Source organism: Spirilliplanes yamanashiensis (genome assembly GCF_016863475.1).
GTDB classification, from domain to species: Bacteria; Actinomycetota; Actinomycetes; order Mycobacteriales; family Micromonosporaceae; genus Spirilliplanes; species Spirilliplanes yamanashiensis.
Map to the genome: position 1 here is coordinate 1 of NZ_BOOY01000041.1, position 13599 is coordinate 13599.

Sequence of the window (13599 nt, forward strand, 5' to 3'; positions counted from 1 at the left end):
GGCGACCCCGGCGGCGCCGAGCCGCTGCCGCTGCGCGACCGGGCCCTGCTGGAGTTCCTGTACGGCACGGGCGCGCGCATCTCCGAGGCGGTCGGGCTGGCCGTCGACGACCTGGACCTGCGGCACGCCGACCCGGCGGTGACGCTGCGCGGCAAGGGCGGGCACACCCGGCTCGTCCCGGTCGGCGGGTACGCGATCGCGGCGGTCGACGCGTACCTGGTGCGCTCCCGGCCCGGCCTGGCCGCCCTCGGCCGGGGCACCCCGGCGGTGTTCCTCAACGCCCGCGGCGGCCCGCTGTCGCGGCAGAGCGCGTGGGCGATCCTGCGCCGGGCCGCCGAGAAGGCCGGCCTGCCCGCGGCGAGCCCGCACACCCTGCGCCACTCCTACGCCACCCACCTGCTCGACGGCGGCGCCGACGTGCGGGTCGTGCAGGAACTGCTCGGGCACGCCTCCGTCACCACGACGCAGGTGTACACGCTGGTCACCGTGGACCGCCTGCGCGAGGTGTACGCCACCGCGCACCCTCGCGCACGGCATTGAGGACCGTTCACGAAGGAGGGCGACACGCCGGGAGACTGAGCGCTGAGCGCGTGCAGCGTGGCGTACAGTCGGGCATCGGCGCTCGTCGGAAGGGCCGGGCTCGCCGGGGCCCGGACGGCGGTCCGCAGCGGGAGCCGGCGATCCGTTGGCGGGTCGGGAGGGGGCGTAGACATGGTGGGAAGCGAAGACCGTGCCGAGGCCTGGACCTCGGTGCTCCGCGAGCAGCAGAACTCCATCGGCCTCGGCGCCGACCTCGGTCCCGCCGACCCGACGGCGTACACGATGCGCCGCCCGATCCCCGAGCCCATGCCGACCGACCGGCACGGCCCCGCGCGGATCATCGCCCTCGCCAACCAGAAGGGCGGCGTCGGCAAGACCACCTCGACGATCAACCTGGGCGCCGCGCTGGCCGAGTACGGCCGCCGCGTCCTGCTCGTCGACTTCGACCCGCAGGGCGCGCTGTCCGTGGGCCTCGGCGTCAACCCGCACAACCTCGACCTGAGCATCTACAACCTGCTCATGCAGGACGACGTCGGCATCGAGGACGTCATCATCAAGACCGACGTGGCGGGCCTGCACCTGCTGCCGGCCAACATCGACCTGTCGGCCGCGGAGATCCAGCTGGTCAACGAGGTCGCGCGCGAGATGGCGCTGGCCCGGGCGCTGCGCCCGATCCGCCGCGAGTACGACTACATCCTCATCGACTGCCAGCCGTCGCTGGGCCTGCTCGCCATCAACGCGCTGACCGTCGCGCACGGCGTGCTCATCCCGCTGGAGTGCGAGTTCTTCAGCCTGCGCGGCGTCGCGCTGCTGCTGGACACCATCGACAAGGTGCGCGAGCGGCTCAACTTCGACCTGGAGCTCGAGGGCATCCTGGCGACCATGTACGACAGCCGCACCACGCACTGCCGCCAGGTGCTGCAGCGCGTGGTCGAGGCGTTCGGCGACAAGGTCTACCAGACGGTCATCACCAAGACCGTGAAGTTCCCCGAGTCCACGGTGGCGGGCGCGCCCATCACCACCCTGGACCCGGCCTCGTCGGGCGCCCGCAACTACCGGCAGCTGGCCCGCGAAGTGATCGCCGCTCAGGCCGAGCGCTGATCCCTCCGTGCTCTACGCTCTGGGCCAGCCCGCGTCCCTCGCGGGGCTTTTGGTCGGATTCCTCCTGGCTCTGACGGTCCGCGCCGTCGCCATCCGCGCCGTCACCCGCGGCCTGCGCCTCAGCTGGGACCGGGGGCCCTGGTTCAGCCCCCGCCACGACGTCGACCCGTTCGGCGCCGTCGGCGCGGCCGTCGGCCTCGGCTGGGGCCGGCCCACCGACGTGGGCGAGGTGTCCCGCCGCCGGGGCCGCGGCGCCGCCGCCCTCGTGTTCGCCGCCGGGCCGCTCGCCGCGCTCGCCCTCGCCCAGGCGCTGCTCGCGGTGTACGCGCTGACCTACGGCACCGACCGCGAAGCGTTCCTGGTCAACACCCCCGCCATCATCATGTACGGGGTGTACGACGTCGACTTCGGCGCGCAGTTCCTGCTGTCGCTGGCCGTCGCGCCGCTGTGCTTCGCCGTCCTCGCGCTGCTGCCCATGCCGCCCCTGGACGGCTTCGGCCTGCTCTGGTGCTGCTTCCGCGCGCCCGGCCCCGGCATCGGCAAGTACAAGCACTGGTTCGCCGACAACAACATCGGCATCGCCGTGCTGCTGGCCGTCATGCTCATCCCGTTCCTGGGAACTCCGTTCTTCCTCGTCATCGACGCGGTCGCCACTCCGTTGATGAGGGTGTGGACATGATCTCGGAAGCTGCGAACGACCTGGAAACGCCGGTGGTCTACGGTCAGCGGGTGCCCGAGCAGCTCCCCGACCAGCAGGAACCGGTCCCGACCACCGGTTTCCAGGTCAAGCTGAGCAACTTCGAGGGCCCGTTCGACCTGCTGCTGCAACTCATCGGCAAGCACAAGCTCGACGTCACCGAGATCGCCCTGCACAAGGTCACCGACGAGTTCATCGCCTACATCCGGGCCATGGGCGACGACTGGGACCTCGGCGAGACCAGCGAGTTCCTGCTGGTCGCGGCCACCCTGCTCGACCTCAAGGCGGCCCGGCTGCTGCCCGCCGCCGACGTCGAGGACGAGGAAGACCTCGCCCTGCTGGAGGCCCGCGACCTGCTGTTCGCGCGGCTGCTGCAGTACAAGGCGTTCAAGGAGGCCGCGGCGCACATCGCCGAGCTGGAGGGCGTGGGCGTGCGCCGCTACCCGCGCGCCGTCACGCTGGAGGAGCGCTACGCCGAGGCCCTGCCCGACCTGGTGCTCGGCATCGGCGCGGACCGCCTGCTCAAGCTGGCCCTCAAGGCGCTCACCCCGAAGCCCGGCCCGCCGCAGGTCTCCATCGCCCACATCCACCAGGTGCGGGTCAGCGTCCGCGAACACGCCGGCATCCTGCGCGACCGCCTGCAACGCGCCGGCGTCGCCACGTTCACCCTGCTCACGGCCGACTGCGAGAACACCCTCGAGGTCGTCGCCCGGTTCCTGGCGCTGCTCGAGCTCTACCGCGAGGGCCTCGTCGCCTTCGACCAGCCCGAGGCCCTGGGGGAGCTCACGGTCCGCTGGACCGGCGGCGAAGCCGCCGTGGACCTCGACATCGATGAGTACGCGGGCTCGCCGCCCCCGCCGGACACCGCCGCCACGCCGCCCGAGGCCGACGACGAGTTCCCGGACGACGACGAGTTCCCCGACGAGGAACCCGGCGACGACGAGCTCTCCGGCGACGACGAGCTCTCCGACGACGATCTGAGTGAGGAGCCGGCCCGGTGACCACCGACGAGCGCCCCGATTCCCTGGCCAGCGCGGCCGCCTCCTGGGTGCCGCCGTGGGAGCGCGCGCCCCGCGCCACCGCCGCCCCCGACCCCGAGCCGGACACCGACACCGAGCCGGAGACCGACGCCGCCGCCGACTCCGACCTCGACACCGAGCCCGACCTCGATCTCGACGCCGACCTCGACGCCGACCTCGACGCCGACCTCGACGCCGAGCCCGGCGATGAGCCCGACGGTGAGCCCGGCGGTGACATCCCCGACGAGCTGCCCGCCCTGCCGGGGGAGGCGCCCGGCGCGCCCACCGTCGACGCGCCGCAGCCCACCGGCGACCCCGACCCGCTCGAACCCGACATCCCGATCCCGGCCGCCTTCCCCGACCCCGCGGACGACCCCGTGGGCGAGCCGGGCGACGACGGCGACGGGGGCGTCGGCGTGCCGGTGGACGCGCCCACCCCGATCGGCGACCAGCTGCCCGCCGGCGCGGTGCCCGCGCAGGGCCGCGGGCGGAAGGACACCCGGTCGCTCGGGGTGGCCGCGGACCCCCGTACCCAGGAACTGCCGCCGCTGACCGACGACGCCGACCTGCGGGCCGCCCTCGAGGCGATCCTGCTGGTCGTGGACCAGCCGGTCGCGGAGATGCAGCTCGCCCAGATCGTCGAGCAGCCCACCGAACGCGTGGCGGGGCTGCTCGAGGCGGTGTCCGCGGAGTACACGGCGGCCGGCCGCGGCTTCGACCTGCGGCGGGTCGCGGGCGGCTGGCGGCTCTACACCCGCCCGGAGTACGCGCCGTACGTCGAGCGCTTCGTCCTGGACGGCCAGACCACCCGCCTCACGCAGGCCGCGCTGGAGACCCTCGCCGTCGTCGCGTACAAGCAGCCGGTGACCCGCTCGCGCATCTCGGCCATCCGCGGTGTGAACTGTGACGGCGTCATGCGTACGCTGGTGACCCGCGGCCTCGTCGAGGAGGTCGGCACGGAACCGGAGTCGGGCGCGTACCTGTACCGCACGACCACCCTGTTCCTCGAGAAACTCGGCCTCAACTCGGTCGACCAGCTGCCGGCGCTGGCCCCCTTCCTGCCGGACGACGTGGAAGAGGAGTTCGATGCGCAACGCTGATCCGGATACCGCCGAACGGCTGCAGAAGGTGCTCGCCGCCGCCGGCCTCGGATCGCGGCGCGCCTGCGAGGACCTGATCTTCCGCGGCCGCGTCAAGGTGAACGGCCGGATCGCCAAGCTCGGCGACAAGGTCGACCCCGCCACCGCCGAGATCTACGTCGACGCCGAGCGGATCATCACCGACACCAAGCTCGTCTACCTGGCGATGAACAAGCCCCGCGGCGTCGTCTCCACCATGGACGACGAGAAGGGCCGCACCGCGCTGGCCGACTTCCTCGGCCACGTGCCGGAGCGCGTCTTCCACGTCGGCCGCCTGGACGCCGACAGCGAGGGCCTGCTGCTGCTCACCAACGACGGCGACCTGGCCAACAAGCTCATGCACCCCAGCTACGGCGTCGCCAAGACGTACCTGGCCGAGGTGGCGGGCCCGCTGCCGCGCGCCGTCGGCCGCCAGCTGCTCGCCGGCGTCGAGCTGGAGGACGGCTTCACGAAGGTCGACTCGTTCAAGCTGGTCGACACGTTCGGCAAGAGCGCCCAGATCGAGCTGGTGCTGCACGAGGGCCGCAAGCACATCGTCCGCCGCCTGATGGACGCCGTCGGCCACCCCGTGTCGCGGCTGGTCCGCACCCAGATCGGCCCGATCCGCCTCGGCGACACCCGCCCGGGCCGCACCCGCCGCCTCACCAACTCGGAGATCGCGGGCCTGTTCAAGGCCGTCTCCTAGGCCACCGCCTCCGGATCCCGCGCGGGGGTCGGCGCCGCCGGCCCGTCGCCGGTGTTCGCCGACGCCGTCAGCGCCAGCCCCACCACCAGCAGCGCGGCCCCGCCGAGCAGCGCCCCGGTGACCGGCTCGTGCAGCACCAGCACCCCCAGCGTGGCGGCGGTCAACGGCTCGGTGAGCGTGAGCGTGGTGGCCACGGCGGGCGGCGTCGTCGCCATCCCGCGGATCCACACCAGGTACGGCACCACGGTCGCCACCACGGTGAGATACGCGACGACGAGCAGCCCACCCGGCTCCGCCAGCCACTCGCCGGTCTGCCGCCACGCGAACGGCAGGCTCAGCAGCGCCCCGCCCACGAACAACCCGGCCAGCAGCGGCACCCCCGCCACGCCCCGGTCGATGAGATGCCGGCTGGCCCACGTGTACAGCGCGTACGACGCCCCCGCCGCCAGCCCCGCGGCGACCCCGGCGGCGTCCAGCGACCCGCCGTCCCCGGGCGCCACGAGCAGCACCAGCCCGGCGATGGCGATGCCGGTGGCCAGCAACCACCGCCGGCTCGGCCGATGCCCGGTCGCCGCCGCGATCGCCCCGGCCACCAGCGGCGCCGACCCGATCGCGGTCAACGTCCCGACGGCCACCCCCGTCTCCCGGGTGGCCGTGAAGAACGACAACTGGTAGCCCGCCATGGCCGCGGCCCCGACCGCGAACCACCCGAGATGGTCCCGCACGAGCCGCCCCAGCCGCCCCCGCACCGTGACGATTGCCACGAGCCCGAGGATCAGCCCGGCCCCGGCGAGCCGCGCCGTGCCGAGCCCGACCGGCGACCCGGCTAAGGGACTGAGCGCCTGCGACGTGCCGGTGGTACCCCACAACACCCCGGCGGCCATGACAAGGAACGCGCCGGAGCGCACGGACTGGGACACCCGTCGGTCATACGCGCCCCGGCCCTCCCGGGTCAAACCGCTTCCCGCCCGCCCGCGGTTGCTGGCCTCGGCGCTTCGCTCGGATCCGGCGGCCTCACGCCCGCTCGCCCGTGAGCTGCCCCACCCTCCGACCGTCAGCGGCTCGCGGCCGGCTCGCCGCCCGCTGCTGCCTCCTGGCCCGCCGGCCGCGATCGGCTTGCCAGCTCCTGGCGCCGACCGCGGCCCGCTGGGCGTCGGCCGCGACCGCGTCGCCTTCCGCTTCGCGGCCGACGCCGGGTCTCCGCCCCTGCCGCACGTTCTCGTGCCGGGCCTCCGGCCGATCACCCGACGCGGCCAGGAGTGCCGTGTCAGGGCGACCGACGGCGTGCGTTCCGTGGGGGTGGCCTGAAGGCCGCGCGCCGTACCGACCTGGTCGGCATCGACCCGGTTGGGCGGCGGGACGCCGCCGCAGGCGTGCGCTGCCGATCCCCCGCGACGCAGTCGGTGCACGGCGGAGGGGCGATTCTCGCTGCCGTGGGCTCCGCGACCGACCCGAGCCGGGCGCGCGGGTGGGCGGGGTGCGGTACTCGGGGGCGGGGTTGGTTGTGGCTCGCGGACCCGGCAGGGGGGCGGGGGTCCGGGTGCGAGCGGAGCGAGTGGGCCGCCGCCCCCGGTGCGCGCGGGAGCGAGCGGTCCGGTGTGCGGCGGACGTGCGACATCCGGCTTTTGATCTTGGTTGGGGTGGGGCCGGGTGATGGCGGTCGGCGGTGGGTGCGGGGGACCGGGCAGAATGGGTGGGGTGCCGGGGCGGGAAGCTCGCGCCGGCGGATGGTCGAGGAGGAGAACGGTGGCGGAAGTTTCGCGGTCCGAGCGGTGCGTGGTGGCCGTCGACGGGCCGTCCGGGTCGGGCAAATCCACCGTTTCGCGGCGTCTCGCCAGTCGGCTGGGCGGCGTCTACCTCGACACCGGGGCCATGTACCGGTCGATCACGTGGGCCGTGCTGCGGTCCGGGGTCGACCCGCAGGACGCCGACGCCGTCGCGAAGGTGGCGGCCGAGACCGAGCTCGAGATCGGCACCGATCCGCTCGCGCCGCACTTCCGGGCCGACGGGATGGACGTGGACGCCGAGATCCGCGGGCCCGAGGTGACCGCGCACGTCTCCGCCGTCGCGGCCGTGCCCGCGGTGCGCAAGCAGCTCGTCGACCAGCAGCGGGCCATCATCGCGGCCGCCGGGCACATCGTGGTCGAGGGGCGCGACATCGGGTCCGTCGTGGCGCCCGACGCCACCCTCAAGGTCTACCTGACCGCGTCGGCCGCGGCGCGCGCGCAGCGGCGCAGCGCCGAGGTCGCCGCCGACGTCGACGCCACCGCCGCGGACCTCGCGCGCCGCGACCAGCTCGACTCGACGCGGGCCGCCAGCCCGCTGAAGCAGGCCGGCGACGCCGTCGAGCTCGACACCACGGGCATGAGCATCGACGAGGTCGTCACCGCACTGCACGATCTTCTCAAGACACGGGTGAACGCATGACCTCGCCGGAACTGTCGGACGCCGAGTTCGACGGCTGGACCGAATTCAACCTCGACGTCGACGACGAGGAGGCCGGTCAGCCGCACGCGCCGGCGCCCATCCTCGCCGTGGTGGGCCGGCCGAACGTCGGCAAGTCCACGCTGGTCAACCGCCTCATCGGCCGCCGCCAGGCCGTCGTCGAGGACGTGCCCGGCGTGACCCGCGACCGGGTGCCCTACGACGCGAACTGGAACGGGCGCCGGTTCACCGTCGTCGACACCGGCGGCTGGGAACCCGACGCCAAGGACCGCGCCGCCGCCATCGCCGCCCAGGCCGAGGCCGCCATCGCGACCGCCGACGCCGTCGTGTTCGTCGTCGACGCCACCGTCGGCGCCACCGACGTCGACGAGGCCGCCGTGAAGATGCTGCGGCGCAGCCACAAGCCCGTCATCCTGGTCGCCAACAAGGTCGACAACGCCGCCCTCGAGAACGAGGCGCACGGCCTCTGGTCGCTCGGCCTGGGCGAGCCGCACCCCATCTCCGCCCTGCACGGCCGCAACTCCGGCGACCTGCTCGACCTCATCCTCGCCGCCCTGCCCGAGCCGCCGCCGATCATCGAGGGCGGCCCGCGCGGCCCCCGCCGCGTCGCGCTCGTCGGCCGCCCCAACGTCGGCAAGTCGTCCCTGCTCAACCGCCTCGCCCGCGAGGAACGCGCCGTCGTCGACTCCGTCGCCGGCACCACCGTCGACCCCGTCGACAGCCTCGTCGAGATGGACGGCGAGGTCTGGCAGTTCGTCGACACCGCCGGCCTGCGCAAACGCGTCAACCAGGCCTCCGGCACCGAGTACTACGCCTCCCTGCGCACCGCCGGCGCCGTCGAGGCCGCCGAGGTCGCCGTCGTGCTGCTCGACTCCGGCGAGGTCATCTCCGAGCAGGACCAGCGCGTCCTCACCTCCGTCGTCGAAGCCGGCCGCGCCCTGGTCATCGCCTTCAACAAGTGGGATCTCGTCGACGCCGACCGCCGCTTCTACCTCGACAAGGAGATCGAACGCGAACTGCGCCGCATCCCCTGGGCGATCCGCGTCAACATCTCCGCCAAGACCGGCCGCGCCGTCGAGAAATTGGCACCGGCCCTGCGCCGCGCCCTCGCCTCGTGGGAGAAGCGCATCCCCACCGGCCAGCTCAACCAGTGGCTCACCGCCCTCGTCCAGGCCACCCCGCACCCGGTGCGCGGCGGCCGGGCGCCGCGGGTGCTGTTCGCCACGCAGGCCGGTGTCGCGCCGCCCCGGTTCGTGCTGTTCACGACCGGGCCGCTCGACGCCGGATACCAGCGGTTCGTGGAACGCAAGCTGCGCGAGGAGTTCGGCTTCGAGGGGTCGCCGATCGAGGTGTCCGTCCGGGCGCGCAAGAAGACCGGGCCCGGCGGGCGGGGCAAAGCTCACGGGTGACGGGTCGGTGGGGCGTGTGCGCGAGAGGTTGAGGTCTGCGCTACGCTGTACCGGCTGCCGCACGTTGGGGTTTGAGCGTGCGGCGACGGGACGTGGCGCAGTTTGGTAGCGCACTTGACTGGGGGTCAAGGGGTCGTCGGTTCAAATCCGGCCGTCCCGACAGAGAATTCGCAGCTCAGAGCCGGTTTCCTGAAGATCAGGAAACCGGCTCTTGATCATTTGACCCCCATTTGACCCCGGGACCAGACGTACCCAGCCGGACGCCGTCGGCATGGCCCCGACCTGCGCGATCGTCGTCGTCACCCCGGGCATCCCAGTCGTGTTCAAATCGATGTGGGGCCATGGCGGCAAAGCGGGCTGGAGACGGGGAGTGGCGGCGGCCCCTCGCGGGATCCGCCGCCACTCTCATGGACGGGGTCAGACCTTGAAGATGTAAAGGCCGTAGTCCCGGTCGCTGGCAAGCACGTACTGCTTTCCGCCGATCTTGTGGACCTCGACGCCCCAGAAGTTGTTGCCGCCCTTGTCGATGAAGGCGCCGACCTCCTTCAGGCCGCGCTCTGGATGCCGAGATCCATCGCCTGGTGGGCCAATCCGTGGATACGGAGCGGGGAGTTGACTTCGTGCCCCGGCCCGCACCGCCGCCGGTCGATGCACCCGGCTACGCCGGGGCATGGGTGGCGCTGTTCGCGCGCCCGCACCCATTCCGGCGCGAAGCCTGCATGCCTGTCGGCACCCCGTGGTGGCGCGGCGTGATGCGCCCGATGATTCCGCGCCGCGGCCGCCGGGACCGCTGCTGGTACCACGGCGGGGACTGGCACCGGGTCTCCGTGCTGGCGCATGGGCTAATGCGTGACACCGAAGCCATTCGCACGCCCTTCGAAGACATCGCGCGGTACGTCGACGACGGGGCGGACGAGCTTGACCTCAGCGGCTGGGAGCGCGAAACCCCCAACTGGCTGTTCAACGACCCGATCGTGCCGCATGGACGATTGATCGACGGGATAGCGGGGTGGACAACGGGCAGCACCGCGCGCAGGCCATGCTCGACGCCGATGTCCGGCGGACTGTTATCGAGCGATGCTGACCGGCCCTGCCAGCCGCTGGGTCGCTCCCGGAGGGAGCCGGAGGCGACGAGCGCGGCGACGGCGCCCCTGGTGGCGCCCCGGCGGGCGATGGCGTCAATGAACCAGCCAGCACTGTGACCGCGCGCCCGACACACGCTCATATTCAGCGTTGATGTGCCGATCTTTCTTCTGCTCCTCATGCGCTGTCTCATCCACACCGGACCACAGTCCGGCCTGCCTTTGCGCAGCTGAGCTTCCCCGCGCCGTGGAGAACGACATGATGGTCGTGATGACGTCTCGGCGACGGCGTCGTCCAGGCGCCACTGCTGCTCACCGAAGATGGCGGCGGGGCGGGTCATGGTGATCCGTCGTAGCTGGATCGGGATCCGCTCGGGCGCGGTACGCGGGCCGATGGGGATGCCGAGCGTCGCGGCCGCCTCGTGCAGGGCCTTCACGCTCCGAAAGCGAACAGTCAGGGCGGCGAGGACTTCGCCATGCATCTGCTGCCGGCGCTGCTCGATCGCGACGTCGGCCGCGTTCACTGCCTTCTCGAGCCGCTCGATGAAGGCGTCACGCGACTGCTTGAGGGACGCCTCGTTCATACTGGGGCCGAGGTCGGCGTCGGTGACAACGGCTTCCTCGACGAGGAAGGCGCCCTCCGGACCCGATCGGCGGTTCATGGCCACGGCACCGCGCCGCGTGCAGGGATGTCCCACCCGAACAGGATTTGGGGCGTCACGTGCTCCTCGCCGGGCCTGCCGCCCATCGGGGTCCGGAGCGGTCGCACGTGGTCGATGTGGCAGGTCACCGGCTTGGCGGCGAACTGCTCGACGATCCGTGCCATTCGGGCCCTGCCCGCAGGAGATCTTCGTCGGTGACAACGTGGGCGTGGCGCCAGCGCGATCTTCAGCCGGTCGTCGTATCGGGTCTCGAACTCGGTGAGCCCGACGGTGTGCCGGGTGAAGACCAGTTCGAGGGCGCCGGCATTGTCGCGCAGCTCGAGACCAGCATTGATGCGCAGACCACCACCATGGGGAGATTGCATTCCGGGATCGTACGGACACGCTCCGACAACAACGTTCCAGCTGCAGGACCCGACCGACGAGGCCGATGCCGTACTCCAGCGCGCCCGTCGGGGCGCTCCATCACCATCCAGACGGCGGCCGCCTGACCTCGGGCCGCACCGCACCGGAAGGGCGCCTCCCGCGGGAGGCGCCCTTCGGCGTACCGGGATCCCTGGAACCGGGCAGGGGCGCGGGCGTCGACTCGTGCGGCTCATTCCCCGGCGTTCGTGGCGAACCGGATGACGGAGAGCATCAGCCACATCGCGCCGGTGAACGAACCTGCGCCGGTGAGGATCGCCGCAGCCGGATTTAGCCCGCTGGTCCAGCCGAGCAGGCCGCCAGCACTGCCCACAAGGATGGCGACGAGGGTCGTGATCGCGAGCCAGAGCGCGCGGGTCGACGGTGTCATGCAGAAGTCCTTCACGTTGGGCTGCGCGGCACGGCAGTGCCGCCACCAACCATCGTGGAGGGCCAGAAAAGTGGTTGACCTGCATGGACTCTCTTCGTCACGGCAGGGCAACCGTTGTCAACAGGTTGACATACCGATGTGGATCCGTGTCGATAGTTGACAAAGCTTGCCGCGGTGTGACCATTCGAGTCATGCCGCAGCTGCTGAGGATGCCCACGAAGGCGGAGCTCCCAGAAGGGCCGCGCCGCGAGTTCGTCGAGGAACTGTTCACGCACTACCGCGAGGCCGGGCGGCCACCGCTACGCACCATCGCCAGATGGATCCAGGAGAACTGGGAGGCACGCAGCCTTCGCGGCACGGCAAGCACCGAGACCATCCGGCGAACACTCACCGGCACCGTCGTGCCGCGCAACTGGTCGACCGTCGAGGCAATCCTGGAAGCACTGTGCGGCCTGGCCGGCCGGGACCCGGGTGAAGATCGCTGGCCGGACGACAACTGGGTCAACTACTCGTTCAAGGACGAGCTGAAGAAGCGATGGAACTCGGTTCTGGATCACTACGAGACGGAGCTTCCCACCCTGCCCCCTCGTCCGAGCCCGCCTGCCCCGGCGCCGCGATCCAGCTTCGGTGACCCGTGGGCCACCGCACCTGCCCCCACATCGTCACGCTTCGACGACGAGCCACCCTTCTAGCTCAAGTGCAACTGCCCGACGCCGACGTCGAGCTGCTGGTGCGGGGCTGCTACTGGACATCGCTGCCCGCCGTGCGGGGCTGCAGGAGTTCTACGACACCCACGGCGATCACTGGCGCGGCGAACTGCACGACGGCCGCCTCGGCCGGCGCACCGCCCCCGGGGACGAGCCCCTGCGGACCCGGGCGCGGCTCGTGGCCCGGATCGTGACCACTGGGCTGGTGCTGCGCCAGGACCTCGCCATCACCGTCGGCCGCCCCGACCTCGCGGAACCCGTAGGCCCGTCCGCAGGTTTCCAGACCAAAACAACGCTAAGCAGTTGACGGCGGCCCACCACCGGGCGTCACCCGACTGGGCCCGTCCGCAGCGTGTCGGTGGCTGCCCAGCTGGTGAGGAGTTTGAGTTTGTCCTCGGAGTCACTGCCGGGCTGTGCGATGTAGCTGGTCAAGGTGTGCGCTGTGTGCACGGAGGTGGGCAGGACCAAGGGGTAGTAGGTGAGTTCGAGGGATCCGACGGCGTGGTGCCGGAAGCGTTTGACGCCGCCGTGGTGCAGGCGGACGTCGTGGGCGGCCCACCGTGTGCGGAACTCGGCGCTGACCGTGGACAGTTCGCCGACGAGTTCCCGGAGTGCCTTGTCGTTCGGGTACCGACCGGCTTCGGCGCGTAGCAGCGCGACGGTGGTGTCGGCGGCGGCGTCCCAGTCGGCGTAGAAGTCGCGGGCTGCCGGGTCGAGGAAGTTGTACCGCGCGATGTTGCCGGTGCCGCCGGCCGCGGCAGTAGGCCCGTTCAGCATTGCCGAGTAAAGCGCCCGGCCGAGCGGGTTGGCCGCCACCATGTCGAGGCGGCCGTTGGTGACGAACGCGGCGGACAGGGTCATGGAGTCCAGCAGCCACTGCACGCTTGTTGGGACGTCGACGGCCCGCCGGCGCCGTGGGCTCTTCGCGCTGGCCGCCCTGGCGAGGTCGAGCAGGTAGGCGGTCTCTTCCTCGTCGAGGCGCAGCGCCCGGGCGACGGCTTCTAGGACGTCGTCGGAGACGCCGCTGATGTGGCCCTTCTCCAGCCGCGTGTACCACTCGATGCTCACCCCGGCGAGCACAGCGACCTCCTCGCGGCGCAGCCCGGCCACCCGCCGCCTGCCGCCGCCGGTGGGCAGCCCGACCTGTTCGGGGGTGAGCCGGGCGCGGCGAGTGGCGAGGAAGTCGCGGATGTCGGAGCGGTTGTCCACCCCTTAACGGTAGGCCCGGCCACGGGCCGAGGGAGGTTGTGCTTCTGCCCCCCCATAACGTCAGCCTGCCGCGCACGCCCGGGAGAAGGTGACATGGATACGACACACCGA

Annotated in this window: 15 protein-coding genes and 1 tRNA gene; 10 read left to right on the forward strand and 6 right to left on the reverse strand. The window is 72.0% G+C overall.

Going from position 1 to position 13599, the window contains the following annotated elements:
* From Sya03_RS28440 to Sya03_RS28465, 6 genes are all read left to right on the forward strand, one after another.
* Positions 1-540, forward strand: a 540-nt coding sequence (locus tag Sya03_RS28440) for a tyrosine-type recombinase/integrase (RefSeq protein WP_203941520.1), incomplete at its 5' end; no start/stop codon positions are given.
* A 171-nt stretch (positions 541-711) separates the two neighbouring features.
* Positions 712-1641 carry a ParA family protein gene (locus Sya03_RS28445; RefSeq protein WP_203941521.1) on the forward strand — a complete coding sequence of 310 codons (930 nt, stop codon included), beginning with the start codon at positions 712-714 and terminating at the stop codon, positions 1639-1641.
* A gap of 7 nt (positions 1642-1648) precedes the next feature.
* Positions 1649-2320 (forward strand): hypothetical protein, encoded by a 672-nt coding sequence (locus Sya03_RS28450; protein WP_203941522.1) that lies wholly within the window; start codon positions 1649-1651, stop codon positions 2318-2320.
* Positions 2317-3339 carry a segregation and condensation protein A gene (locus Sya03_RS28455; protein ID WP_203941523.1) on the forward strand — a complete coding sequence of 341 codons (1023 nt, stop codon included), beginning with the start codon at positions 2317-2319 and terminating at the stop codon, positions 3337-3339. The genes Sya03_RS28450 and Sya03_RS28455 overlap by 4 nt, the downstream gene beginning before the upstream one ends.
* Positions 3336-4457, forward strand: coding sequence for an SMC-Scp complex subunit ScpB (scpB, locus tag Sya03_RS28460; RefSeq protein ID WP_203941524.1), 1122 nt, complete (start codon positions 3336-3338; stop codon positions 4455-4457). Before Sya03_RS28455 ends, scpB begins: the two co-directional genes overlap by 4 nt.
* Complete coding sequence (locus Sya03_RS28465; protein ID WP_203941525.1) at positions 4444-5181, forward strand: pseudouridine synthase; 738 nt, start codon at positions 4444-4446, stop codon at positions 5179-5181. Before scpB ends, Sya03_RS28465 begins: the two co-directional genes overlap by 14 nt.
* Here Sya03_RS28465 and Sya03_RS28470 read toward each other — a convergent pair.
* Positions 5178-6101, reverse strand: coding sequence for a DMT family transporter (locus tag Sya03_RS28470; protein ID WP_203941526.1), 924 nt, complete (start codon positions 6099-6101; stop codon positions 5178-5180). The genes Sya03_RS28465 and Sya03_RS28470 overlap by 4 nt on opposite strands.
* Positions 6102-6927: 826 nt before the next feature.
* Here Sya03_RS28470 and cmk point away from each other — a divergent pair.
* The 3 genes from cmk to Sya03_RS28485 all read left to right on the forward strand — a co-directional run bounded on the left by cmk (position 6928) and on the right by Sya03_RS28485 (position 9195).
* Positions 6928-7608 carry a (d)CMP kinase gene (gene cmk / locus Sya03_RS28475; RefSeq protein ID WP_203941527.1) on the forward strand — a complete coding sequence of 227 codons (681 nt, stop codon included), beginning with the start codon at positions 6928-6930 and terminating at the stop codon, positions 7606-7608.
* The gene (gene der / locus Sya03_RS28480) at positions 7605-9035 is read left to right on the forward strand and encodes a ribosome biogenesis GTPase Der (RefSeq protein WP_203941528.1); all 1431 of its coding nucleotides are present in this window, start codon (positions 7605-7607) and stop codon (positions 9033-9035) included. Before cmk ends, der begins: the two co-directional genes overlap by 4 nt.
* Positions 9036-9121: 86 nt before the next feature.
* Positions 9122-9195: transfer RNA gene (locus Sya03_RS28485), tRNA-Pro, on the forward strand.
* Positions 9196-9452: 257 nt separating this feature from the next.
* Here Sya03_RS28485 and Sya03_RS28490 read toward each other — a convergent pair.
* From Sya03_RS28490 to Sya03_RS28505, 4 genes are all read right to left on the reverse strand, one after another.
* Positions 9453-9689 carry a hypothetical protein gene (locus Sya03_RS28490; protein ID WP_203941529.1) on the reverse strand — a complete coding sequence of 79 codons (237 nt, stop codon included), beginning with the start codon at positions 9687-9689 and terminating at the stop codon, positions 9453-9455.
* A 4-nt stretch (positions 9690-9693) separates the two neighbouring features.
* Positions 9694-10779: a hypothetical protein gene (locus Sya03_RS28495; protein WP_203941530.1), complete on the reverse strand. Its 1086-nt coding sequence runs from the start codon at positions 10777-10779 to the stop codon at positions 9694-9696.
* Positions 10776-11144 (reverse strand): hypothetical protein, encoded by a 369-nt coding sequence (locus tag Sya03_RS28500; protein ID WP_203941531.1) that lies wholly within the window; start codon positions 11142-11144, stop codon positions 10776-10778. Before Sya03_RS28500 ends, Sya03_RS28495 begins: the two co-directional genes overlap by 4 nt.
* Positions 11145-11374: 230 nt before the next feature.
* Positions 11375-11572, reverse strand: coding sequence for a hypothetical protein (locus tag Sya03_RS28505; RefSeq protein ID WP_203941532.1), 198 nt, complete (start codon positions 11570-11572; stop codon positions 11375-11377).
* A 191-nt stretch (positions 11573-11763) separates the two neighbouring features.
* Here Sya03_RS28505 and Sya03_RS28510 point away from each other — a divergent pair, with 191 nt between their 5' ends.
* Positions 11764-12264 carry a hypothetical protein gene (locus tag Sya03_RS28510; RefSeq protein WP_203941533.1) on the forward strand — a complete coding sequence of 167 codons (501 nt, stop codon included), beginning with the start codon at positions 11764-11766 and terminating at the stop codon, positions 12262-12264.
* Positions 12265-12606: 342 nt separating this feature from the next.
* On the opposite strand, the gene Sya03_RS28515 is transcribed toward Sya03_RS28510, so the two are convergent.
* Positions 12607-13488, reverse strand: a complete 882-nt coding sequence (locus Sya03_RS28515) for a helix-turn-helix transcriptional regulator (protein WP_203941534.1) — start codon at positions 13486-13488, stop codon at positions 12607-12609.
* Positions 13489-13599: the final 111 nt, after the last annotated feature.